Annotated in this window: 23 protein-coding genes; 3 read left to right on the top strand and 20 right to left on the bottom strand. The window is 64.6% G+C overall.

The window, feature by feature from the left end:
* Positions 1-5 precede the first annotated feature (5 nt).
* The 20 genes from CI15_RS19810 to CI15_RS19715 form a co-directional block, all read right to left on the bottom strand.
* Positions 6-758, bottom strand: coding sequence for a DotU family type IV/VI secretion system protein (locus CI15_RS19810; RefSeq protein ID WP_062130082.1), 753 nt, complete (start codon positions 756-758; stop codon positions 6-8).
* 82 nt (positions 759-840) lie between these two features.
* Positions 841-2,175, bottom strand: coding sequence for a type VI secretion system baseplate subunit TssK (gene tssK / locus CI15_RS19805; protein WP_062130080.1), 1,335 nt, complete (start codon positions 2,173-2,175; stop codon positions 841-843).
* Positions 2,172-2,672 carry a hypothetical protein gene (locus CI15_RS19800; protein ID WP_062130078.1) on the bottom strand — a complete coding sequence of 167 codons (501 nt, stop codon included), beginning with the start codon at positions 2,670-2,672 and terminating at the stop codon, positions 2,172-2,174. The genes tssK and CI15_RS19800 overlap by 4 nt, the downstream gene beginning before the upstream one ends.
* Positions 2,669-4,093, bottom strand: a complete 1,425-nt coding sequence (locus CI15_RS19795) for a dicarboxylate/amino acid:cation symporter (RefSeq protein WP_062130076.1) — start codon at positions 4,091-4,093, stop codon at positions 2,669-2,671. Before CI15_RS19795 ends, CI15_RS19800 begins: the two co-directional genes overlap by 4 nt.
* A complete protein-coding gene (gene cuyB, locus CI15_RS19790; protein ID WP_062130074.1) occupies positions 4,090-4,791 on the bottom strand; it encodes a cysteate racemase in 702 nt (233 codons plus the stop codon). Before cuyB ends, CI15_RS19795 begins: the two co-directional genes overlap by 4 nt.
* 9 nt (positions 4,792-4,800) lie before the next feature.
* Complete coding sequence (locus tag CI15_RS19785; protein WP_062130072.1) at positions 4,801-6,075, bottom strand: dicarboxylate/amino acid:cation symporter; 1,275 nt, start codon at positions 6,073-6,075, stop codon at positions 4,801-4,803.
* Positions 6,076-6,120: 45 nt separating this feature from the next.
* On the bottom strand, positions 6,121-7,107 hold the full coding sequence (locus tag CI15_RS19780) for a substrate-binding periplasmic protein (protein ID WP_062130070.1): 987 nt from the start codon (positions 7,105-7,107) through the stop codon (positions 6,121-6,123).
* A gap of 13 nt (positions 7,108-7,120) precedes the next feature.
* Positions 7,121-7,363, bottom strand: coding sequence for a hypothetical protein (locus CI15_RS19775; RefSeq protein ID WP_062130068.1), 243 nt, complete (start codon positions 7,361-7,363; stop codon positions 7,121-7,123).
* A gap of 13 nt (positions 7,364-7,376) precedes the next feature.
* Positions 7,377-7,763 carry a DUF4280 domain-containing protein gene (locus CI15_RS19770; RefSeq protein ID WP_062130067.1) on the bottom strand — a complete coding sequence of 129 codons (387 nt, stop codon included), beginning with the start codon at positions 7,761-7,763 and terminating at the stop codon, positions 7,377-7,379.
* A gap of 2 nt (positions 7,764-7,765) precedes the next feature.
* The gene (locus CI15_RS19765) at positions 7,766-8,488 is read right to left on the bottom strand and encodes a toxin-antitoxin system YwqK family antitoxin (RefSeq protein ID WP_062130065.1); all 723 of its coding nucleotides are present in this window, start codon (positions 8,486-8,488) and stop codon (positions 7,766-7,768) included.
* Between the two features lie 8 nt (positions 8,489-8,496).
* The gene (tssI, locus tag CI15_RS19760) at positions 8,497-10,419 is read right to left on the bottom strand and encodes a type VI secretion system tip protein TssI/VgrG (RefSeq protein ID WP_062130063.1); all 1,923 of its coding nucleotides are present in this window, start codon (positions 10,417-10,419) and stop codon (positions 8,497-8,499) included.
* A 4-nt stretch (positions 10,420-10,423) separates the two neighbouring features.
* The gene (tssH, locus tag CI15_RS19755) at positions 10,424-13,159 is read right to left on the bottom strand and encodes a type VI secretion system ATPase TssH (RefSeq protein WP_062130061.1); all 2,736 of its coding nucleotides are present in this window, start codon (positions 13,157-13,159) and stop codon (positions 10,424-10,426) included.
* An 11-nt stretch (positions 13,160-13,170) separates the two neighbouring features.
* Positions 13,171-14,277 (bottom strand): type VI secretion system baseplate subunit TssG, encoded by a 1,107-nt coding sequence (gene tssG / locus CI15_RS19750; RefSeq protein ID WP_062130059.1) that lies wholly within the window; start codon positions 14,275-14,277, stop codon positions 13,171-13,173.
* Complete coding sequence (gene tssF / locus CI15_RS19745) at positions 14,232-15,989, bottom strand: type VI secretion system baseplate subunit TssF (RefSeq protein WP_062130057.1); 1,758 nt, start codon at positions 15,987-15,989, stop codon at positions 14,232-14,234. The genes tssG and tssF overlap by 46 nt, the downstream gene beginning before the upstream one ends.
* 18 nt (positions 15,990-16,007) lie before the next feature.
* Complete coding sequence (tssE, locus tag CI15_RS19740) at positions 16,008-16,445, bottom strand: type VI secretion system baseplate subunit TssE (RefSeq protein WP_062130055.1); 438 nt, start codon at positions 16,443-16,445, stop codon at positions 16,008-16,010.
* Between the two features lie 67 nt (positions 16,446-16,512).
* A complete protein-coding gene (locus tag CI15_RS19735) occupies positions 16,513-17,004 on the bottom strand; it encodes an Hcp family type VI secretion system effector (RefSeq protein WP_062130053.1) in 492 nt (163 codons plus the stop codon).
* A 65-nt stretch (positions 17,005-17,069) separates the two neighbouring features.
* A complete protein-coding gene (gene tssC, locus CI15_RS19730; RefSeq protein WP_062130051.1) occupies positions 17,070-18,578 on the bottom strand; it encodes a type VI secretion system contractile sheath large subunit in 1,509 nt (502 codons plus the stop codon).
* A gap of 81 nt (positions 18,579-18,659) precedes the next feature.
* Positions 18,660-19,190, bottom strand: a complete 531-nt coding sequence (gene tssB / locus CI15_RS19725; protein ID WP_062130049.1) for a type VI secretion system contractile sheath small subunit — start codon at positions 19,188-19,190, stop codon at positions 18,660-18,662.
* Positions 19,191-20,454: 1,264 nt separating this feature from the next.
* A complete protein-coding gene (locus tag CI15_RS19720) occupies positions 20,455-20,793 on the bottom strand; it encodes a muconolactone Delta-isomerase family protein (RefSeq protein WP_062130405.1) in 339 nt (112 codons plus the stop codon).
* 83 nt (positions 20,794-20,876) lie between these two features.
* Positions 20,877-21,335: a hypothetical protein gene (locus CI15_RS19715; protein WP_062130047.1), complete on the bottom strand. Its 459-nt coding sequence runs from the start codon at positions 21,333-21,335 to the stop codon at positions 20,877-20,879.
* A 210-nt stretch (positions 21,336-21,545) separates the two neighbouring features.
* On the opposite strand from CI15_RS19715, the gene CI15_RS19710 reads away from it, so the two are divergent.
* From CI15_RS19710 to CI15_RS19700, 3 genes are all read left to right on the top strand, one after another.
* On the top strand, positions 21,546-22,556 hold the full coding sequence (locus CI15_RS19710; RefSeq protein WP_062130045.1) for a GlxA family transcriptional regulator: 1,011 nt from the start codon (positions 21,546-21,548) through the stop codon (positions 22,554-22,556).
* Positions 22,557-22,799: 243 nt separating this feature from the next.
* A complete protein-coding gene (locus CI15_RS19705; protein ID WP_062130043.1) occupies positions 22,800-23,282 on the top strand; it encodes a MarR family winged helix-turn-helix transcriptional regulator in 483 nt (160 codons plus the stop codon).
* Positions 23,283-23,350: 68 nt separating this feature from the next.
* Entirely contained in the window at positions 23,351-24,343 is a 993-nt protein-coding gene (locus tag CI15_RS19700) for a carbon-nitrogen hydrolase family protein (protein ID WP_062130038.1), read from the top strand.
* Positions 24,344-24,400 lie beyond the last annotated feature (57 nt).

Here is a 24,400-nt window from a genome sequence, read left to right as displayed (position 1 = left end):
CAGATTCATCGGCTCACCCCCGTCACGGGGTCGGCATGCAAGGCTTCGCGCACGGGCCACGACTGCCATAGCCAGAGCACCTCGGAAATCGCTAGCAGCGACACGGCCGTGAGCATGAAAATCACCGCCCAGCGGCTCACGGTCGGCAGCTTGCGCGGCGCGACGTGCGAGAGCGTGTTCCCATAGGCCGCTTCGGACAGCACGCGATCGCGCCCGCCCAGATCGGCGCGGCGTTGATAGACGAACTCGTAGAGTTCCTCGCGGTAGCTGCGCAGGCGCTCGGCGGCGGCGGCGCCGCGAAAGCGACCCTGGAAGCCCATCGCGAGCGAGAACAGATAGAGGCGTGCGATGCTGCGGCGCGAGCTCTCGCGCTCGGACAACAGCTGTTCGATGCGGCGGAACACGAGGTCGCCCGCCACGTTGGTGCGGAACAGCGTCGATTCGAGCAGATACGCAGTCCAGCGCTCGCGTCCGGCCCACGGCGTGTTGAGCAGGATTTCGTCGGCGAGCACGGCCTTCAGGTAGCGCGCGTCGGCGACGATCTCCATTTCGAAGCGCGTGCTGTCACGCCGCGACTGCAGCGTCTGGATCTCCAGCAGGTTCAGCAGGTGCCGGCTCAGGCCCTGCGCGGCAAGGTCCGGGTCTGCGTCAGGCAGCTCGGAGAAGCGCGCCTGAGCCTTTACGAGTTCGTCGAGGAAGGTGCGGAACTGCTCCGTCACGAGATCGTCTTCTTCGGGTTCTGGTCGATTGCGTGCCATGCTCAGCGTGCCTTCGCGTTTAACGTCTTCATTGCTTTCATCGTTGCCTCGTGCGGCGTGCTTCCCGCCATCGTCGCTCGCATCATCCCTTCACGAACAGCAGCATTTCCTGCGGCCGCTGCGCGCTCGCCCCTTCGTTCGGATTGCCTATCACCAGCATTTCGCTCGCGAGCACGAGCGCGGACTCCGCCGTGACCTCGAACAGCAGATAGCCCGAACCCGAGCGCAAACCGAGATCCTCGGCGTAGTCGATGCCGCGCCGCGCCGCGCCCAGCACCCGGCGGCTGCGCAGCGAGGCGTAGACCGACTGCGAGCCGATGACCGCGCCGTCCATCCACGCGAGCAGGTCGCGATCCGACTGGCCGCGCAGGCCCACGACGAGCCGCTCGCCGATCCAGTCCGGATGCAGCGTCAGTTCGAACGCGCCGTGACGGAATTCGAACTTGTGCTCGCGATATTCCTCGTTCACTTCCGACATCGACTCGCGCAGCGAGCGCAAGAGCGGCGTGAAGACCGAGAGCGGATCGCCGTGATCGTAGTCGGGCGGCACGGGTGGCATGCCACCGGGCTTGAGCATGGCAAGCGAACCGTTGAGCGCGGCCAGCGCGTGATACAGCGCGAGCGGATGCAGATGCGGCGTGCGCAGCACCGCTTCGGCAAGCGGCAGCGCGCTCAGCAGACTGCGCAGGCGGTCCTTCAGCTCCAGCTGCGTGAGTCGATCGTCGACCCGCGATGAGGGATTCGCGGTCTGTCGCGCGACGAATGCGGCCTTGCCGCGCAATTGGCCGAGCAGCGAGGCCACGCTCGTCCACAGCGGGTTGTCACGGGCGACTTCCAGCAGCGGCGGCTGGTGTTCGCCGAGACGCACCACTTCGTTATCCTTGTAGAGCGAGCCGAGCCGCAGCCACACGTGCGTCGCCGACGGTAGCTCGCCCGCCGCCAGCGCGAGGTTAGGAACGAGGCGCGGAATGTCGGCGGCCGGCGCGTCGGACACGAGGTCCTCCACCGGCTCGACCGAGGTCGAGCGAAAGCGCCGGACCTGCGCCGCGCGCCGCATCGTCGATGCGCCGGGCAGCACCAGATAGAAGTCGAGCGGCCCGTTCGAAAGCTCGTCGGCAAACGGCTCCAGCGACAATTCGAGCCGCTCCGCGCCCGCGGCCTGCGCGTGGTAGGTGATGGCCGTGCCATCGGGCAGGATCGCGTCGAGCTCCAGCACGCGCAGCAGGCCCGCGGGCAGCAGCCCGATGTCGAACACGAGGCGCCGTACGCCCCAACTGAACGGCGCCGCCGCGAGCGTCTGCCAGGCCACGAGCGCATCGTTGCGCGAGGCCATCTGCTGAAAATGCTGGGGCGAGAGCAACATGCCCTCGAACCACTCGATGCGCTCGGGTACTGCCATGTTGCGGTCATGCATCATTTCGAATCCACGACGGTAAGGTTATTGCTGTCCAGCTGCACCACCATATGGCCGCTGAACTGCTCGATCCGTGCGCGATGCGCGCCCGGATCCTGATAGTTGGCGAACACGAACGCACCGGCTACACGCGAGCCCGCGAATGCGTCGCCGCTCACATCCATATGCTGGCCCGGCACGATCTCCCAGCTGCGATAGCGCAGATTCTTCGGATAGGTGCTCACGAGGTCATCGCGCGCCACGAACCATTTCGACGCCGGCATCTCGGCGAGGCGCGCGAGCATCGCGGGGTCGCTCACGAGCACGACATCCACGGCAACGGGGCTGTTGTTGTTGACGTCGTCACTGGCGGTGAAGGTCACTTCCGACCATTTCGCTTTTTCGCCGCCCAAGCCAAGCATGCTGCAGCCGCCCAGCGCGAGCGCGACGCCCGAGGCCGCCAGCAACGCGGCCACTCTGCGCGCGAGCCGTGCGCGCCAATGCAATCCCACCTTCTTCATCTCGCTCCCACTCCAATTCCCATCAGCAATATCAGCGAGGCCACCATCACCGCGCAGCCCGCCGCGAGTGCCAGCTGCCCGCGCGTGAACGTGAAACGCAGCACGGGGCTCAAGCCCAGGGCATGGCCGTGTACCTCGACGGCCGACTTGCGCTCGGAGGGCAGTCCGGCCGACACCAGCGCGATCACCGTGCAGACCGAAAGCAGGCTCAGCACGTTGCGCGGCCCTTCGCAGATCAGATCGACCGACACGAACAGCACACCCGCCGCCTCGACGGGCAGATGCAGCATCGACAGCACCACACCCGTGTAGCCGACCGCCGCCACCCCGCTCTGCCCCGCCGACACAAACGCAGCCACGACCGACGCCGCGCACACGAGCGCGATCTCGCCCGCGCCGAGCGGCCGATCGTAGAGATTGGCGACGAACACCGTCGCCAGCGTGTAATACAGCGCCGAGCCCGCGCGCACGAACACCGAGCCGAACGGCACCACGAGTTCCACGACGCCGCGGCTGAAGCCGAGGCGCTCGCTCATGGCCTCGATCGTGTGCGGAATCGGCGCGGTGGCGCTGCCCGAGGTCAACCCGATCAGCAGCGGCGCCTTCAGACCGCTCAGCGCCTGCAAGAGCGGCTGCCCGGCGCGCGCCGCGATGGTCGCGAGCGCGAGGCTCGCCAGCACGAACGCCGAGAGCGCGAAGCACAGCAGGAAGCTGCACATGGCCGCGAGCGTCGCGCCCTGGGTGTGTGAGGTGAGATGCGCGGCGACGCCGAACACCAGCACCGGAATGAGCAGGTTCGCCTGCGCGATGATCGTTTCGAGCGCGCGGTAGACGCCTTCGAACACATTGCTGAGCATGCGCGTCTGCTCGCGCGAGAGCGCCGCGAATGCGAGGCCGAACAGGATCGTGCCGGTCAGGATGCCGAGCGAGTGCCCCTGCGCCAGCACGCGATAGAAGTTGTCGGGAAAGACGTCGCTGACGCTGATGAGGCTCGTAGCGGTGCCGGCGCTACCCGCGTCGTGGTCGAACAGCGCGACGCGCACTTCGTCCGCGCTCGCGCTCTTGAGCACGAGTTCGCCGAGATGCGCATGCGCCTCGGCGGAAAGATGTTGGCCTGGCATGACGAGCACGCCGATCAGCGTGCCGGCGATCCCGCTCAGCACCACGAGCGCAAGCGCGAGCAGCATGATGGTGCCCACGCGCGTGCGCGGACGCGGCAGCGCGATCACCTGACGCAGCCCGAAGAAGGTCGCGACGACCAGCAGCGGAATCGCCGCCATGTTGACGACGGACAGATACAGTTGTCCGGCGAAGTACGCGAGCGCGCCGGCCGGCTCGGCGAACACGCCGCACAGGCCGCCCACCGCGAGGCAGACGATCAGCCCGAGCGTGCTTCGCGAGAGCATATGCAGTGCTTTCATGCGGGACGGTTCCAGCCGCGCTCGCACGCGTATTTCACTGTGGCGCGCGCGAGTTCGAGCGAGCTGTCGATCAGCACGAGCGGCAGCGATGCAATGCGCTGCGCCGCCAGCGGAATCTCGGTGCAGGCCATCAGCGCCGTGCTCACGCCCTGGCTCGCGAGCGTCGTAAGCACCTCTTCGAGATGCGCGCCGGCTGCGTCGAGCTTGCTCGCCTTCACTTCACGGATGCACGCGGCAACCCGCGACTGCATCGACGCGTCGGGCAGCACGGGTTCGATGTCGAGATCGGTGAGCGCCTGCTGATAGAAACCCGAAACGAGCGCGCCGCCGGTCGCGAGGATCGCCACGCGGCGCGCCGTGCGCGGCACGGCCGCCACGCACGTCTGCGCGATGTGCAACACCGGCGCCTTGCTGCGCGCGCGCATCGGCTCGTACCAGTGATGGGCCGAGTTGCACGGAATCGCAATGAGGCCCACGTCGTTCTGGTTCAGCAGATCGATGCCGTCGAGCAGTGCCGGCAGCGGATCGGCACCGCCGTCGATGATTGCGCTCGAACGGTCCTCGATGTGCGGCAGGTTCGCCACCAGCAGCGGAAGATGCTCCTGGTCGCTGCTCGCCACGGTCAGACGCACGATCTTGTCCATGAAGTCGACGGTCGCGAGCGGGCCCATGCCGCCAAGAATGCCGATCATTGCCATCTGCGGCTCCTAGATCTTCAGCGGTCGCGGGCAGATCACGGAAACCGCCGCCGCATTGCCGATCACGAGCACGAGCGTGCGCAGCATGTCGCAAAGCGGATCGACGGCGAGGAACAGGATGAACGCGGCCTCGAACGGCAGGCGCAGGTAGGCGCAGGTCATGCCCACCAGCGAAACGGTCACGAGACCGGTCATGCCCGCCGAGGCAAAGCCCGCGAGCACCGAGGCGAGCAGCACCGTCACCACCTCCACCACCCCGAGCGAATGACCGTAGAGCTGCGCGATGAAGAGCGTCGCGCACACGTAATAGACCATCGGTCCCACGCGCAGCAGCGAGATCGTCAGCGGCACGAGCAGTTCGACGCGTGAGCGCGCGAAGCCGAGCTTATCCGCGAGGCTCTCGATCATGCTCGGCATGCAGGCCGCGCTGTTGCGCGTGGCGAGCGCGAGCGCGAACGGCGCGCGCAGCGCGTCGAGAGTCTTGCCGAGGCTGTGGCTCGAACGCTTCCAGATAATCACGGCCGCGAGCACCAGCAGCAGCGCCGAAGCCACGAAGAACGCCAGCACGAACTGCAGCATCGCGTGCAGCGGGCCGACGCCCGACTTGCCGAGCTGCGCCGCGCTCATGCAGAACAGAATCAGCGGCAGCGGGTAGCTGAGCCAATGCATCAGCTTCTGGCACGCGTGATAGACGGTTTCGAGCGACTGGCTCAGGCCCACCGAGATGCGCTCGGGCACGCGGCCCACGGCGAGGCCGAACAGCAGCGCGAACACGAGCGCCTTCAGGGCATCGCCATTGGCGAGCGCCGCGAAGATGTTGGTGGGCACGAGGCTCGCCAGCACGTCGGAGAGGTTCAGCGATTTCGCCGGGAGGTCGGCGCCATAGAGGTTCATGACCGTGTCGCTCGACGCACTGTCGTTGCCGACCATCAGGCCGAAGGTCTGCATCGTCGCCGTGGAGATGTTCGCGCCCGGGTGCATGACCAGCAGCACGAGCGCGCCGACCACGGCGACCGTCGCCGACGCGCCGAGGAACACCGAGATCACGCGCATCAGCAGCCGCGAGGTGCCGCCGTCGCGAAAGAGCCGCTGCAGGCTGAAGATCACCGCGGAGATCATGAAAGGCAAGGTCGTCATCTTCAGCAGGTCGACGTAAATGTCGCCGATGAAGCCGAACTTTTGCGCGAGCTCGGGCAGGAGCAGGCCGAATGCGCCGCCAAGCGCGAGACTGCCGATCACCACCCAAGGGTTCAGAACGAATGCGTAAATCCTGCTGGAATTCATCGTGGTCTCTCTCGTGCTGTTTGTGCTGTTCCGCACTTTTTTCGATTAGTGGTCGGCGGCCTGGAGGACCGCGCTCACGTCGAGCTTGACGCTGCGCTCGGCGAGGAACTGGTTGACGAACGAAAGCAGCGCCGGGTCGTTGACGTTCACGCCGATCGCGAGCGTGTCCTCCAGGTCCTGGAGCGTCACGACGCGCAGGCGCAGCGAAGCGGTCGGATCGACCTTCAGCACGCGCTTGACTTCGAATTCGTCGCGATAGGCCGCCGTGACCTCACCCGCGTTGAGCGCCTTGAGCACGTCGTCCCAGGTCGGATAGCTACGCACCTGCGCGCGCGGGAAATTGCTCACGACGTAGCCCGCATACGACGAGTTCGCCACCACGCCGATCGTGCTGTCGAACGTGCGCACCACCTCCGGCACCGAGCGGCCGTGCGCGAGCTGTGCGAACTTCACGCGGTTGAGCAGCAGCGCGCGATTCAGGCGCAGGTAAGGCGAGCTGAACGCGATCACCGTCGCACGGGTGAGCGTGCGCGAAAGCTTGCTCACCGCGATGTCGGCCTGGCCGCGCGCGAGCAGGCTCACGACGTCGTCGAAGGTATGCGCGTCACGGTCGAAGCGCACCTTCACGTGCAGCTTGTTCGCCATGTCGCGCGCGAGGTCGATGTCGAGACCTTCGAGCTTGCCGTTACGCTCCTCGAAGAACGGCGGCTGGTCCACGCTCAGCACCGCCACCACCAGTTCGCCGCGGCCGATGATGCGCGCGAACTCCGGCGCGAGCAGCCGGCCATCGGGCATCTGGACGAGACCGGTCGAGGTGGTGACGGGCGCGCTTGCCGGAGCCGGAGCCGCGCTCGCGGGTGCGAGACCAGGCGCGCTGGCGCCGGCCGTCGTCGCGGCGGCCGTGCCGGCCATCACGGCGAGCGCGGCACCCGCCAGCGAAACGCCGAGCCTGCGCCGCACGGCGCCCGTCAGGAGCGCGGCTCGCGAGCCGCGCGTGGGGTTGGACAGAAAGGTGAACAAGGAAAACGACATGGAATTAGCGGTCTCAAGGAGTCGAAGAAGCGGGTGCGGGCGCTGCGGCCATATCGCCCGCGTCGAGCGAAGTCTGGGCCGCGGCGCCTGGCTGCGGCGCGACGGAAACGACGGCGGGCGCGGTGCTCTCTGCCGGCGCGCGGCTCATGCGCGCGCCGATCTCCATCCCGAGCAGGAACAGCAGCACGCAGAGCAGGAGCGCACAGCTCACGGCGATCGTCACCATGCGCGAAGTCATCGAAAAAACGTATTGCATCTCTCTCTCGCCCTCAGGCGGTTAGCGTGGTGAATTGCGCGGACGCGACGACCTGAATGACGCCGGCCCACATGCACATCAGCTTCGACGAGTTCTGCAGCGCGGGCATCGCGCCGATCGTGACCGTGGGCGAACCCGGCGCCCACGGCGCGACCGTGACCGGCACGCACGGCATCGGCGTGAGCGCACCCAACGCCGCGGCCGTGGCGGCGGCCACCATCGGATTGGCCATCGAACTGCATTGGCCGAACGGCATGATGTTGACGAACGGCTTGGAGTCCATGATGTTCGCCGCCGGCGCACCCGCCATCACGCGGTTCAGCGGCAGCACCTGCAGCGTCGCGGGCGCGGCGCCGAAGCTGCACTGGAGCGTCGCGCCCGAAGTCACCTGAATACCCATGTCTACCCTCTCACCCACTTTTCCAGTTGCTTGACGATGCGCGGTCCGCGCGCGGCGTCGCCGTCGGCCGCGGGCGCGTCGAGCGCTCGCCAGTCGCCTTGCGGCTTGCCGAGCCGATAGATGCGCTCGTGCGTCGCCGTTCCATCGTTCGCATAGCGGCGCACCGCGCCGTGCAGCAGATCCGCCTGATACGGCAGGCTCTGCGCGAGCGTGCCGTCGGCGGCATACTCGCGCGTCTCGCCTTCGAGCCGGCCTTTCGCATAGCGCGCGCGGCGCACCACCACTCCGTCGTGGAGGAACAGTGCTTCTCGCTCCAGCTTGCCGGCCTCGTAGGTCATGCGCGAGGTCACGAGACCCGAGGGCGCGTACGTCGTGCTCTCGCCGTGCAGCACGCCGGCTACGTATTGCTGCCGGCCCGCGAGGCGCCCGTCCTGATACACCGACATCGCACCGTCGAGCTGGCCCATGCGGTACTGCGCCTCCTGCACGGGCCGCCCCTGGGCGTCGAACGTGCGCAACGTGCCGTCGACCAGCCCCGACACATAGCTCGCGCGCAGCAGCGCCGTGCCGGTGGGCGCGTACTGCACGGTCTCGCCGTGCGGCACGCCGTCGACGAGTTCGGCACGGCTCACGACGCGGCCCGCGCTATCGCGCGTCTCGACCACCGTCGGCTCGACGGCCTCGGCGACGGACAACACGGCGGCAGTTGGCATGGGCGCGGACATGACGTTCCTCAGTTGAGCTGGACCATGCCGCCCTTGAGCGCGAGCTGGCCGCCGCCATCGACCGTCTGCTGCGCCGAGGCCTTGTGCGACACCGTCATGCCTTCGGTGCTGAGCGTGGTCGTGGCCTTGCTCGCGTGCGTGGTGCCGGCTTCGCTCGCGAACGACGTGCCGGCCTTGATGCTCACCGAGCCGGTCACCTCGATCGTCAGATTGCCGCCCACCTTCAGCGTGTAGTTGCCGTTGACGGTATGCGCGTGATCGCCCGTCACGCTATGCGTGAACTTCGCGTGATTGGTGTGCGTTTCGTCACCGGTCACATCCAGCGCGCGCGTGCCCTTGACCGTGTGCGTCTCCTTGCCCTCGCTCACTTCGATGCTGCGGTCGCCCTTCTGCACGACGTGCGTCTCCGCGCCCGCCTTCACGGTCGTCGAGAGCGCGTTTTCGATCTCGACGGTCATGTCCTTCTGTGCGTGGAGATACAGCTCTTCCGAATCGAGCTTGTCCTCCATGCGGATTTCATTGCCGGCCGTGCCGTTCTTCGACGAGCGCGAGCGCATCACGCTCTGCGTCTGCAGCGACGGCAACGCAACGGGCGGCGCGTTCTCGCCGTTGTAGACACAGCCGGTCACGAGCGGCCGGTCGGGATCGCCGTCGACATAGCTCACGACGACTTCCTGCCCCACGCGCGGCAAGAACAGGTGCCCCCAGCCCGGCCCCGCCACCGACTGCGCGACGCGGACCCAGCAGGAGCTGTTCTGGTCGGCCTCTTCGGTGCGGTCCCAGTGGAACTTGAGCTTGATGCGCCCTTGCGCGTCGGCCCAGATTTCCTCGTCCTTCGGACCGACCACTTTCGCGGTATGCGTGCCCACCACGAGCGGCCGGCGTGTCACGAGAGGCGCGCGAAACGGCACGGTGGCGGGAAATACGTCGAACTCGTTGCTATAAGCCGTGTTCGAAGCCATATGCCGCACGCTGCGCGTGACATAGCTCACGTTCAACGAATCGTCCGGATGTCCGCTCAGCGTGAACGTGGCGCCGGCGGCGAGGCCGTAGTAGCCGCTGCCGCCTTGCCCGGTCTGCTGCGTGACGTTGTGCGCCTCGAGTTGCGTGGTCGATAGATGGGTCGCCTGTCCGGCGGTGGCGACGCGGCCCGGGAACGTGTAGCGCGCGCCGGTCGGCAGGCTCGTGGAACCCTTCGACGAGGACGTCATCGTGGCCGGCGTGGTGTAGTCGTAGTCGCTGACGATGTGCTCGCCGGGTACCACGCCCCGCGCCATCGTGAACGATTCGAGGCGCTTCGCGTCGGCGGCGGCATTCGCATCGGATGCGAAGTACAGCTCGCCGGCCGGGGTCGCGTCGTGGGCCGAGGGATCGTCGGCGAGCACCAGCGTGTGCGCACCGTCCGCGAACGTGAAGAAATAGAAGATGCCTTCCTCTTCCATCAGCCGCGAGATGAAGTCAAACGCGCTCTCGTCGTACTGCACGCAGTATTCACGCGCCCCATAAGCGCTCGTGCGCTTCGTGCGGTCCTCGAAGGTGACGCCGAAGGTGCCCAGCACGCTCTTGATGATGTCAAGGGCCGTCAGGTTCTGCCAGATCACACGGTCCTGCCCGAGCGTGAGCAACCACAGGCGCGGCGCAAGCTCCGCCGAATAGAACCCGTACTGCGCGTCGGCGCCCGCATGCGCGAAACGCGTGACGATGCCGTTGAAATATCGCGCCGCGCCCGTCTGGTCCTTGAGCGTCACCGTCACGCCTTGCCCGACGATCTGCGCGGGATCGAGCGCCTTGTTCGTCGAGCGCATCCGCAAGTCGAAGCGAAATAGCTCGGAGATCGCTTCACGGCCCCCAAAACCGTCGAGCAACAGCACGTCCGCGCCGAACGGCGTCGAGACCGATGCAAACCAGTTCGACTGGCTGGGCGTCGACATACGCTTAGGCCTCCTCGCTGGAGAGGAAGCGGAACTCGATCGCGCCAGCCTTGCTCAACGCGAGATGCACGCCGCCGAACGGCTCGGAGAGCGAAATGCGCTCCAGCACCTGGCGCGCCAGCTCGGGCAGCACCGACTGCGTGAGGATGTGGTCCACGTTGCGCGCGCCGCTGTCCACTTCCTTGCAGCGCTGCGCGATCAGCGTGGCCACGTCCTCGCCCCATGTGAAATGCGCATGATGGTTGCGCTCGAAGCGCTGCGCGAGCCGTTCGAGCTTCAGATTCACGATCGCGTTGATCTGCGCGTCGCCGAGATGGTAGTAAGGCACGAGCACGAGCCGGCCGAGGAATGCCGGGCTGAACTGACGCAACAGCGCCGGACGCAGCTTCTCGATCAGTTCCTCGGGCGCCGGCCGACGGCCGCCGCGGGATGCTTCGGTGATCACGTCCTGGGCGGCGTTCGACGTCAGCAGGATCAGCGTGTTCTTGAAGTCGATCGACACGCCTTCGCCGTCTTCCATCACGCCCTTGTCGAAGACCTGGAAGAACAGCTCCAGCACGTCCGGGTGGGCCTTCTCCATTTCGTCGAGCAGCACGACGCTGTACGGACGGCGGCGCACGGCCTCAGTGAGCACGCCGCCGCGCCCGTAGCCGACGTAACCCGGCGGCGCGCCCTTAAGCCCGGACACGCTGTGCGCTTCCTGAAACTCCGACATGTTCACGGTGATCATGTTGCGCTCGCCGCCATACAGCAGGTCCGCGAGCGCGCACGCTGTCTCGGTCTTGCCCACGCCGCTCGGCCCGACGAGCAGGAACACGCCGACCGGCTTGCCCGGATCGTCGAGATTGGCGCGGAACGTGCGCACGCGGCGTGCGATCGCGTCGAGTGCTTCGTCCTGGCCGACCACGCGCTCGGCGAGCTTGTCCTGCAGATAGAGCACGGTGTGCAGCTCGTCGGCGAGCATGCGGCCCACGGGAATGCCGGTCCAGCCCGAAATAACCTGGGCGACCGTTTCCGAGTCCACGCACACGGGCACCATCGGCTCGTCGTTCTGCACGGCTTCCAGGCCTTTTTCGAGGCGCGAGAGATTCGCCGCGAGCGATTCGGCATCTTCGCCGTCGGCCGCGCTGTCCGGCTCCGAGAGAAAGCCGCGGATCTTCCTGCGCCACGCGAGGATCTCCTCCACCGCGCGCTTTTCGGTGCCCAGCTTGTCGGTCAAACGCGCACGCTGCGCGCGAGCGTCGTCCAGCTGCTTCGTCGTGGACGCGATGGCATCCGCGCGCTCGGCGCCCGTGGCGGCCTCGTGGCGCAGGATGCGAAGCTGGTGCTCGGCCGCATCGATCGTGCGGCCAAGCGCCTCGATTTCCTCGGGCGTGCCGCTCTGGCCGATCGACACGCGCGCACACGCGGTGTCGAGCACGCTGATAGCCTTGTCCGGCAGCTGGCGGCCGGAGATGTAGCGATGCGAGAGCTTCACGGCGTCGCGCACGGCGTCGTCGAGAATTTCCACGCCGTGATGCTCTTCGAGCTTCTGCACCATGCCGCGCAGCATGTCGATCGCGACGGCCTCGCTCGGCTCTTCCACCTTGACCACCTGGAAGCGTCGCGCGAGCGCCGGATCGCGCTCCACGTATTTCTTGTATTCGGCCCACGTGGTCGCGGCGATCGTGCGCAGCTCGCCGCGCGCGAGCGCCGGCTTGAGCAGGTTGGCCGCGTCACCCTGGCCCTCGGTGCCGCCCGCGCCGATCAGCTGGTGCGCCTCGTCGATGAACAGGATGACCGGCACCGGCGACGCTTTCACCTCCGCGATCACCGACTTGAGGCGGTTCTCGAACTCGCCCTTCACGCCCGCGCCGGCCTGGAGCAGCGCAAGGTCGAGCGAGCGCACCGACACGTTGACGAGCGCGGGCGGCACGTCGCCTTGCACGATGCGCTGCGCGAAGCCCTCGACCACCGCCGTTTTACCCACGCCCGCCTCGCCCGTGAGGATCGGGTTGTTCTGCCGGCGGCGCAGCAGCACGTCGATCAACTGGCGGATTTCAGCGTCGCGTCCGCGAATCGGATCGATCTTGCCTTCGCGCGCGAGGCCGGTCATGTCGACGGTGAACTGCTCCAGCGCCGACTTGCGGCCGTTCGCGCCAGCGGCGCCGCCCGCCATGTTAGGCATCGCGCCTACCCCCGCCGAGGTAGGCGCTGCGGACGGGGCAGCCGCACCAGACTGCGTCGTCTCGGCGCCCTGCCCGGGCGTGTGCGAGCCACCCGCATCCTCGGACGAGCCCGCGAGAATCTCCGCGAGCCGTTCGCGCAGCGCCGCACGCGGAAAGTTGAGCAACGCGGGCGCCGATTCGAGCAGCATGCCGCGCAGACTGTCGACTTCGAGCAGCGCCAGCACGAGCGTGCCCGAGCGGATCTGCTGCTCGCCAAGCAGCATCGAGCTGAGCAGCCACGCTTCCTGGAAGAGCGGCGAGAAATTCGGCGACAGCGCCGGCGTGCGAGCGTTGCCGCGCTTGAAGCCGTCGACTGCCTTTTGCAGCTGCGCGGTCAGCGTTTCGGGCTTGACGGCGAAGTGAGCAAGAATCGCCTTCAGATCCGGCGCGTCGGATTCGAGCAGCGTGAGCACCAGATGCTCGACGTCGACGTTGTAATGCGTCTGTCGCACGCACAGCTGCGCGGCCTGTTCCATCGCGAGCTTGCAAGCGGGATTGAGGCGGCTCAACAGCGTGCGAATATCGATATCCATGCGCGGATTCCTTAGTAGTGCTTCGGCGCGGGCACCGCCGCCTCGCGCATCGCGAGGCGCACCGGTGCGGGCGCGTGAGTGGTATGGCGCGAGCCGCCCAGCCACGTCGTCCAGCCGAGGCGGGACGCGCGCGCGCCACCGACTTCGCAGGCGGTGGGCTGCGGCGCGAGGTGCAGCACGAACTGCACGTCGAAATCCTGCTGCAGATACGCGCGGATCAGCCACGCGGCCAGTGCGTGATCGGCGCCGCCGGGCAGAAGTGCCTCGAAGCGCGCCTTCGTCAGGCCGGGAAACTCCAGGCAGATGCCGCTCGCCTGGTCCCACGTGCGCCGCCCGAGCACGGCCACGCCGCTGAGCCTCGCCGCTCCAGTGCCCGAACCCGCGCGCGCGAGGCGCAGCGAATCGGCGCCGTCGACCTCGCGCCAGCCCCCGACGAATTGCGCGCCGCGCACTTCGAGCCCGAGCCGGTCGGCAAGCATGGCGACGAGTCCCGTCATCGAGCGCGGCGCGGCGCTGAGCAGACCGGCGTGGCGCAGCCACAGCCGTGCGTCGCGCGGGCCGCGCACGCCGTCGCGCAGGCCCAGATTGCTGAGCGCGTCGAGCGAGGCCGCGATCGCGCTCGCGTGCGGCGAGCGCCAGTTCAACCCCGGCGCGTGCTTCTTGCGGCTGCGATACAGGAACGACAGAAAGCGGTGGTTGAAGATGTCGAGCAGGTCCGCCGTCGCCGTATCGCGTTGCGCGCGACGCTCCAGCACGAGCTCGGTGTACGCCATCGGCAGTGGGCCGTTGGCGCCGGCGAGCGTGAGCACGGGCGTCGACAGCGTCCAGCTGGCGCGCGGTGCATACGACACACTGCCGGCGGCGGACATGCCGTCCGGCTGCGCGGGCGCGGTTTCGCGCACGCTGTGGACGTCGCTCGGCTCGAACGCGAGCGAGACGTGGCCGGTGAGGCGCACGGCCTCGGCGAGCCCGTTGCCGCGACCGAGCGGACGCGCCCACGGCGCGGCCCGCTCCAGAAGACTGATCGCCTGGAACAGATCGAAGCGCTGCGGATTCGCCTTGAGACGCGCGATCAGAGCAGCGGCTGGCAGCCCGTCATCGGCTCCCATTGCTTCCATATCTCGTCTCCACGGCGCACCACGAGCCGCACAAAGGAATTGACCGACGTGTACATCGCGAAGAAGCGCGCGAGCACGGCGCCCAGCAGCAGCGGTGAACCGCCCACGAAAGTCTCGGGATCGAACTCGACGGTCACCTCGGTGCCGCGGCAATAGCCGCGCCACGCGTCGCCACCCACGTGCGCGGTCGCGCTGCGCGCCTCCACGCTGCGGATGCCGCGAATCTGGTCTTGCTCGCGCGTGCTGTCGGAAGCGAACAGGCGCAGCATCTCCTGCAACTGCGCACGGCCCGTCGCGCCGCTCACGAGCGAGTGATAGTTCAGCGTGAGCAGCGAGATCAGTCGCCACAGCGTCTCGCTGCCGAGTGCCGGGCTGCGCTGCGCGGTCGGTTCGTAGAGGCAGCGCACGCGCACGTTCTGCGATACCTTCTCGATCAGCATGCGCGCGCCCACTGGCACCTGCTCCGCGAGACGTCGATTCGTGCACAGCACGTTCGCGTAGATCACGGGCGCGCCGGGATCGGCGAGCGTGTTGGCCGAATCGACGAAGCTGAGGAACATGTCGGTGCCCTGAACGTTCTCTCTCAGACTGTGCTCTCGCCGCGCGGACCAGAACACGGTATTGCCATGGGTCTCGACGTGATCGATGGCCGAGAAGCACGGCACCGTCGCCTCGCCCCCAAGTGTCGGATGCGACGCCACGACGGAATCGATCGAGTGGATCTCCGTGATCGACTCGCGACGCTGATCCGCGACAAGCCGGTACTCGTAGTGGCGATGATCGACGACGATCGGCTCGCTCGTCTGCGAGAACAGATTGATGACGGGCGTGCAGCCGAGCTGGAAATGTCCCGCTTGCAGCATGCCGAGACCGCGCGGCGTCCGGTTCAGATGCAGCACGATCTCGCAACGGCGGCCCTTGCCGAGACGCCCTTCGAGATGGTGCAGATCGAAAAAATGAAACTTGCGCGGAAACGCGAAGTATTCCTGCATCAGCGCATACGCGGGCTGTGCGTTGCGCGGGCGCGGCAGCACGTCGTCCGCTTCGCCGTAGCCCACTTCGCGCCACGCGCGCGCGGGCAGCAAGGCGGCCGCACGCGCGCCTTCGGGACGCACCGAGACGTCGGTGACGCCCGACACCAGCAACTCGTAGAGCGGCATCGTCACCATCCAGTCGCCGTGGAGGTGCAGGCGAAGCTGCCTGATTTCCAGCTCGGCGAAGTCGACGCCCTCCGCGCATTCGAGCGTCAGGCGCAGCGTGGCGTCCTCGCCGAACGCGGCATGGCTGATGGCAACCGGCCACAGCACCGTATCCCATGCCGTGCGAAAACGGCACGCGTCGCCGGTTTCCGTGCGCGCCTGCAGGCCCGTGTGTCGCGGCACGGCAAAGCCGGCCGTTACCTTGCCTTGGGTCGGATCGAGTGCGAACTGCGCGACCGTCATCGACGGCACGGGCTGCACGAGCGTCGGGCACGCGTTCTCGAGCAACGCCGAGGCGACCTGCGGAAACTCCTGGTCGAGATCGCGATGCACGCGCGCCGCGAGAAACGCGGTCGCCTCGACAAGACGCTCCGTGTGCGGGTCGAGTGATTCGGTGCCGTGCAGCGCGAGCCGCGAGGCGATCTTCGGATAGCGACGCGCGAACTCCGCACCTTGAAGACGCAGGTACGAGAGTTCACGTTTGTAATATTGAAGGATGTCGTCGGCCGGCATGTCAGCTCGAGTGTTGCCTCACGCCGTCACGAGCGTATGACCGTTGGCGGCAAGCTCGAACGCCACGTGCGTGACGCTTTGGCCAGCGCGCATTTGAGCACTGATGGTCAGGATTGCCCGCTGCGCGTGGGCAGCGGGAAAAGCGAACGCCACATCGACATCGACGAGGCGCGGCTCGAACAGCGAGATCGCCCGCGCGATGGTGGCGGCTATCGCATCACGGTCCGGTCCCGAATGCAGCGACCGATCCGAATAGTCGGGTACGCCGTAATCGATCACACTTCCATCGCTTTCGGCGAATTCTTCGAATGTCAAACGAGACCGCGTGTTGAGCAGTCGCGCGAGTTCGCGTCCGATCGACGCCCGCAACGCATCCGCGCCGGGGAGTTGCGCCTCGCCGCTGGCGGCGAGGCGATCGAACAATGGCATCGGTGAACCGCTTACGATTGCCGGCATCACGCAAAAGCTCCGTGTGGCACCGACCGGGAAGTTCTAGACTCCGAGGGCGGTGCGCAGTTGAGAATCAGGAAGCCGACACCGTAATCGCCTTGTTCGCGCCCAGATCCCAGCCGAACGAAGCGGTGCCCTTCTTCGTCGAGTCCACGTTCTGTTGCGTGTACGTCGTCGTGATCTTCGAGAAGTTGAGCGTCACGCTATCGTTCGATTCACCGGCGCCGGAGGTCGTGATCGCCGAGATCATCGCGTCGCTGAGCGTGTACTCGATCAGCGGCATGAACTTGCTGTCTTCGTTACGCCCAATCGAAATCTTGGCATCGCCGAGCTTCTTGCCGCCCGCACACGCCGCGTAGAGCGCCGGCGTGGACTGGTCGGTTGCCTTGGAGACGCTGAATTCGTGAAAATTCGGACGGCCGAGCGTACGTTCAGTACGGCCCACGTCATTGTTCATTTGCATCTGCACGCCGAGCGAATACGAATACAACACGATCTGGTCGGTCGCGCCTTCCAGCGTCGAATTACCCTTGATGTCCTTGATCTGCAGCAGAACGGTATCCATGACTGTCTCTTAACAATGTTGATTAATTCGGCTCATGCGTGCGGCTTGCGCCGCACGCACGATCATCAAGCGGCCGCCGCCGGCAGTTCCGCGACGAGACGGATCGACGCCGTCAAGTCTTCCATCTGGAAATGCGGCTTCAGGAAGCAGGTCGCGCGATACGAACCCGGCTTGCCCTGCACTTCCGTCACGTCCACGCGTGCCTCGCCAAGCGGGAAGCGCGCCTTCTGCTCATGCGAAGCCGACGGATTGATCAACACGTAGTCCGCGATCCAGTTGTTCAGATACGCCTCGACATCGCCACGCGACTGGAAGCTGCCCACCTTGTCGCGCATGATCACTTTCAGGTAGTGCGCGAAGCGCGAGGCCGCGAGCACATACGGCAAACGCGCCGAAAGCTGCGAGTTGGCGTTGGCGGCGTCCTTGTTGTAGAGCTTCGGACGGTTGGTCGTCTGACCGCCGAAGAACGTCGCGAAGTTCGAGCCCTTCGAGTTCACGAGCGCAATAAAGCCAAGGTCGTTCAGCTCTTTCTCGCGACGGTCGGTGATCGTCACTTCGGTCGGGCACTTGAGGACGACATCGCCTTCGTCGGTCTTGTACGCGTGCGCGACCATGTTCTCCACCTTGCCGCCGCCTTCCACGCCGCGAATGGAGGTCGCCCAGCTGTACTTCGCGAATGCATCGGTAATGCGCAGGCCGAGCTGGTAGGCGGAGTTCGCCCACAGGTACTTGCCGTGATCTGAGCCGTCGACGTCTTCTTCGAAGTTGAAGTTCTCGACGGGCTTCGTCTTCGCGCCATACGGCAGACGCGCGGCATACGAAGGCAGCACGAGCGAGACATAGCGCGAGTCTTCCGAGTCGCGGAAACCGCGCCAGCCGGCGAGCTCGGCGCTCTCGAAGGTTTTCGACAGATCGCGCGTCACACCGAGGTCCGTGAACGACTTCAGGTCGAACAGGCTCGGCGCCGCTGCCGCGATGAACGGGGCGTGCGCCGCGGCCGCTACCTTCGAGATGCGTTCCAGCAGTGCGATGTCCTGCGGATGACGACCGAACGAATAGTCGCCGATCAGCATCGAAAACGGATGGCCACCGAACGTGCCGTATTCCTCTTCGTAGACCTTCTTGAAGAGTGCGCTCATGTCGTGATCGACCGCGGTTTCGAGGTCCTTGAGCAGGTCCTTCTTCGTCACGTTCAGCAGGCGCAACTTCAGGCGCGGGCCCGTTTCGGTGCCATACACCATGTCGTGCAGACCGGTCCACGACGCTTCGAGCGTCTGGAACGCTTCGTCGTGCATGATCGCGTTGAGCTGATCCGAGAGCAGCTTGTCGATTTCGGCGACGCGCTCGTTGATCATCGCGACGACGCTCTTGTCCGGGCTCGTGCGCATGCCTTCGTCGAGAATCTGCGACGCGAGCTGGCCGATCAGTTTCTTCGCGTAGCCGCTTTGCGACGGCTCGACGGCCATGTTGCCTTCGTGAACGATCCGTTCGAGCAGGCTCAAATCCGCGCCTGCCGGGGCTTCGAGGGTCTGGACTTCGCTACCGGCTGCGCCGGCTTCAGTAGTGCTTTCCATGTGAATCACCTTTGAAAGTTCATTGCGCCCACCACTGGGCGGTTCGGGCTGCGCCCGTTATGCCAGTCAGGTAGTCGTGACTTATTCGGCCGGTACGTCACCCGCAGCCGCGGGTGCATTGCTGGCCTGAGCCTGGCTTTGAACCTTCTTCAGTTCCTCACTGCTCTGCACGATGCGCTCGAGCATCGAATCGAGTTCGTCGTTGCCGTCGAGTTTGGCGAGCAGATCGCGCAGTTGCTGGCGCGCTTCGAGCAGCTTCGCGAGGCGCGGCACCTGATTCACGATGCTTTCCGGGTGGAAGTCCTCGAACTTTTCGAAATTCAGCTCGACCTTGATATTGCCGGCGCCCTTCATCGTGTCGGGCACGGAAAGATCGAGGCGCGGGCCGATCTTGCCCATGATCTCGTCGAAATTGTCGCGGTCGATGTCGACCAGACGACGCTCCTTGAGCTTGGGCAGCGGCGTAGCCGGGTGACCCGAAAGGTCCGCCAGCAGGCCGACCACGAGCGGAAGCTCACGCTTCTCGACCGCGTCGCCGACTTCGACGTCATAGGTGATCTGGACACGCGGCGGACGGTTACGCCCAACCCATTTCTGCAAACTGTTCGACATGAATCTCTCCGGAAACGCTTGACTGTTTAGGACAACAAACGCTAACGCCCGCTTCATTGACGAGCGCATGGGTACAAAGTACAAAAGCCGGTCGAAGAGCGCAGGATCACACCCGCGGCATGCGCGCGAGTTCGAGCCCGCTGACGGGTTGTCGTCAACGTGAGCGCCTTTCTTTAGTTTTCTTTGAATCAGGCTACCCACTGCAGGGCTGGGCGAACCTGCGCGGATGGCAGGCTGCCGTATAGAGCGCTGGTAGCAGTTCTAGCGCTCGTCCCCCGCGGTTTCCTCCAGGCCATGAACACTACCTTGGTCAGGGGTAATGGCCTTTGAAGAAGAAACCGTGACTTACTTGTCAGGCCGGTTTGGTATCACGCACGATCGGTGCATGCCTGCCGGTCTGGAAAATTTAGGCTGCATTAGAACACAGACTTTTTACAGCGACAAGACAGTAATCTGACAGCTATCATTAGTCCGTGCGCGGCCAATTACGAAGCAGTTATTGAAAAGTTGATTTAGCGAACGGACTATGCGCAGAAGCGCCTGCGATGGCACCTTGGTGCCGCGTTTCCGAACGTTCGTTAGGCTTTTCGAGCGACTGACATCACTTGCCGGGAGACCGATCTTCCGAAATTTTTATTCGGAGAATACCGATTATCGATAGCTCGTTAATTCGGCCAGCAAGAGAAATGGCTTCTATAAAAGATTCGATAACTCGATTAATTTCGGTGATAAAGAATCGATATAAACATCGTAATCAGATAACAAATTAAATTCGATTACGACCTCGATAACGACCATATGGAAGGCGACACATCGCTCTTCTGCTCATGCGCGCTCCATATGCGCCACGCATGGGCGCGCAACGGCGGCTCAATTGACATTGCGAGTCAGGGGAGTCGTCATCGCGTTGAAAGACTCCGACTTCTCAAGCGGCAGGCAAGATGGCAAGCACGAAAGCAATTATCTTAAAATTCTGTCTCCGCTTTCTGCACCACTTTCGAGACAATCGTTAAATCTCCTGGATGTCCGGTCGAGAATAGTAATAGTCCAGCAGTCAATGTCGATGATCTCGCCGACGTGCCGCACAACCGGGAGTCCGAACGCTTCGAAGCGACTCACAGGTGCGCGACTTCACCGTCGACGCTGCGCCGCTTCGACGTAACAATCAGGTTTACCCTATAACGGAGCATCGCCGTCCTGCGAGCGTCGGCGAAGTCAACGCCAAGCCCGCTCAATCATGTCCGCCTCGTTGGGCGAGCGCTTTCTACTGGGGGGACGGCGGATTCAAAAGCTTGCTCAATGGCTTCAGTGGGCCTAGTGGGAGCAGCGAGAACGTCATCAGGTGCGCTCTCCCCAAGGGAAGTGCCTCGAGCATTTCATGCGCTTCACTTTGGTCCGTAACGTTCAGGATGAACGCTACCCCAGCCCGGTCTTGCAGCGAATACCACTGGTCAATTTTGCCCTCGAGATAGAGCTGAGCCGTCTCGCGAACTTCGGTCGGAAGAATGTGTTGGACGAGCTGCATGTCCGTGCCCGGCGGAAAGGTGCCAATTGCCAATATCTTCGTGGTTGGCGTGGTGGGCATTGGAGTGGTGTGTGCCATGGAAACTCCAGCGGAAGTGGCCAGCACAGAGGCTGTTGTCAAATCAAGGAGAATCCGTTTCATCATGTCGTGCTCTTTTCGCATCACTCTGACGGCTGGCGCGAGGCAACACCAGATGCCGCATTCAGCGCCGCGGCTTCTGCTCCCGTCAGATAGCGATCGCGGAAGCGTTCATCGACGCGTTCCCACATCTGCTTCGAAAACAGCAGCGCCGCATTGAGCGGGCGATGATTGATGACCACGGAATCGGTCTCCCCCTGTTCGTTCAGATGCGCGACGACCACCGTTTCGATCGGCACGCCCTGGATCTGCGACCGATAGGATTCCAGGTACAAACCGTTGCCGATCTCGCCCTTGTAGCTGTGATGCTGAAATTCATAGAGCGAGACCGCGTGTTTAATCACGGCGAGAATGTCGGCTCGTCCCTCGATCGGACGCTTCAGGACGGTGGCTTCGAGCGTCGCGTTTTCGGCGAGCCTCGTCAGCCAGAGCGGCGGACCGCCTGCGGGCGCCAGCAAGGGCGCCGTGTCGTTGAATTTCATGCTGGGCTCCGGTTACGGTTTGCTCGTCATGCCTGCGCTAGCGGCATCGAGCGCTGCTTCGAGCGTCAAAGCGTCTTCGGGCCATAGTGCATCGATGATCGGCATGGTGCTGCTCCTGCTTTCAGGTCATCGGATGTGGCCATGATCGCGGTTTACTCGTGCGGCAGGAAGTGGCAGTATCGCCATTATTCAAGGAATTTCAGACACGCCATGACCATCGTTCGCATCTGGGTCTACGACGGAATTCTCGCCTCCGGCGTCGCGGGCCCTGTGGACGTCTTCAGCGCGGCCAATCAATTCCATGCGCGCAAAGTTGCACCCGGCACGACATCCGCGCCCGTGTTTGGATGGCGCGTGGAATCTCTCGACGGGCAACCCGTCACGGCTGCATCCGGGCATACCATTCACGTCGACGGCAAGATCGACCCGCGCAAACGGGCAGACGCCGTTCTGCTGACAGCACCGTTTTTCTCGAACGTCGACGAATTTATCGGGCGCCGCGAGCAATTGAACGCGCTGTCTTCAGCACTGCGGCGTCAGCGCAAGGCAGGTGCCGTGCTGGCCGCTTATTGCACGGCCAACTACCTGCTCGCCGAGGCGGGCCTGCTGGATGGCCGCGCCGCAACGACGCACTGGGCGAGAGCCGCGGACTTCGCGCGCCGCTATCCGCGTGTCGAAGTTCGCGCACAGGAACTGCTGATCGCGCAAGACGGCATCATCTCCGGCGGTTCCGTGACGTCGTATCTGAATCTCGCGGTGCGGCTCGTGGAGACATTCGCCGGCGAGGAACTCGCCGCGTTGACCGCGAAGGCGCTGTTGATCGACATGAACCGGACTTCGCAGGCATCCTTTGCAACGCTTCTCGACGAACACGGACATACCGACACGCTTGTCGCGCGCGCCCAGCAGCAGATGGAGGCTACGTTGCAGCAGGGATTCCGGTTGAGCGATCTGGCGGCGTCGCTTGCAGTCAGCGAACGAACGCTCAATCGCCGTTTCAAGGAAGCCGTCGGGCTCGCACCTTTGACGTATCTGCAGAATCTGCGTATCGAGGTCGCGAAAAGGTTGCTGGAAACGCGCCCAATCAGGCTTGAGACGGTGAGTCAGCAGGTCGGTTATGGCGATATCAGCACGTTTCGGCAGTTGTTCAAGCGCAAGACCGGGTTGTCGCCAAGTGAATATCAGATGCGGTTCTCGCGTGCCGCAGCGGAGAGTAGATAAGCCGAGTCAGACCGCAACGGCCGCTCAGACCTCGCGGGATCATCACGCCGCACCCCTCACCGCTTCCCTCCTCCATTCCCCGCACTATCGTTCTGTATCTCAACGTATCTACACCAGGTAGGGATACGCACGCTTACATACAAGCGAATTTCGGACACAAGCGGGATACGTTCATCCGCTCAAATACGCCCATCGCGAGCAAGACACCGCACCGCATAAATTGGGCTTACCGAGGTCGTGCATATGCAACACGAGTCGAACGGAACCGTTGTACAGGACCGCACCGCGGATGAGCCGCCGGGCAGCCTGATCGCGCGCGATTGTCTGTTGACGCGCGCCCGGCAGATCTCCCGAGTCCTGACTTCCGTCTATGACGACGCGTTGCGTCCCTTCGGCATCGTGGCGCCGCAATTCTCATTGCTCGTGCTGATCGCGAAGTTCGGGCCTATCAGCCGCTCAGATCTGAGTCGAAGAAATCATCACGAGCGCTCGACGCTGACAAGGAATCTGCAGCCGCTGATTGCACAAGGCTGGATTGCCGAGGACGTCCCGGCAAGCGACGGTCGAAGCCGCCCTCTCTCGCTCACGCACGAAGGCCAAGCGCTGCTCAAAAACGCCGCAAGCGCGTGGTCGGTTGCACAGAGCCACGCGACGAGCTTTCTCGGCGAAGGGGGCGCCCATGAGCTCATCGATATCGCGCGCAAATTGCCGCTGCGCATGCTCTGAAGTTTTCGGTCGATGTTGCCTATGCAAGATCGGCCAACGTTTGGTACCCCCCCGTCAAGGAGTTTGTGATGAAAGTCGTCAAAGCCGCCGCCGTCCAGTTCAGTCCGGTGCTCTATAGTCGTGAAGCAACCATCGCCAAGGTCGTGCGGAAGATCCACGATCTCGGCCAGAAAGGTGTGCAGTTCGCCACCTTCCCCGAAACGGTCGTGCCCTACTACCCTTATTTTGCGGCCGTCCAGACGGGCATCGAGCTTCTCTCGGGCACCGAACATCTGCGCCTCTTCGAACAGGCCGTGACCGTGCCGTCCGCTGCTACCGAGGCAATCGGCGCAGCCGCACGACAGGCAGGCATGGTCGTTTCCATTGGTGTCAATGAGCGCGATGGCGGCACGCTCTACAACACGCAATTGCTCTTCGACGCCGACGGTACGCTGATCCAGCGACGCCGCAAAATCACGCCGACGCATTTCGAACGCATGATCTGGGGCCAGGGAGATGGCTCGGGCTTGCGTGCAGTCGACAGCGCAGTCGGCCGCATCGGCCAACTCGCATGCTTTGAGCACAACAATCCCCTCGCTCGCTACGCGATGATCGCCGACGGCGAGCAGATCCATTCGGCGATGTACCCCGGTTCCGCCTTTGGCGAGGGCTTTAGCCAGCGCATGGAAATCAACATCCGCCAGCATGCGCTCGAATCCGGCGCGTTCGTCGTCAATGCAACGGCGTGGCTGGACGCGGACCAGCAGGCGCAGATCATGAAAGATACCGGTTGTGGAATCGGTCCGATCTCGGGCGGCTGTTTCACCACGATCGTCGCGCCTGACGGCATGCTGATGGCCGAACCGCTTCGCTCGGGTGAAGGCGAAGTGATCGTCGATCTCGACTTCGCTCAAATCGACCGCCGCAAGATGCTGATGGACTCGGCCGGCCACTACAACCGCCCCGAATTGCTGAGTCTGATGATCGACCGTACGCCGAGCGCGCATGTTCACGAGCGCGCTTCGCACCCGGCGATCGTCAACGACCAGAGTTCCGACGATCTGCGCAGCCAGGCTGCGTGACTTCTAAACTTCAAATCGCCCCGCGCGCATTTTTTCATGCCTGTGTGTGTATATGCA

Origin of the sequence: Paraburkholderia monticola (assembly GCF_001580545.1) — a bacterium.
Classification (GTDB): Bacteria; Pseudomonadota; Gammaproteobacteria; order Burkholderiales; family Burkholderiaceae; genus Paraburkholderia; species Paraburkholderia monticola.
The sequence above is the reverse complement of the archived record's forward strand: the minus strand, read 5'-3'. Positions and strand labels throughout refer to the sequence as shown.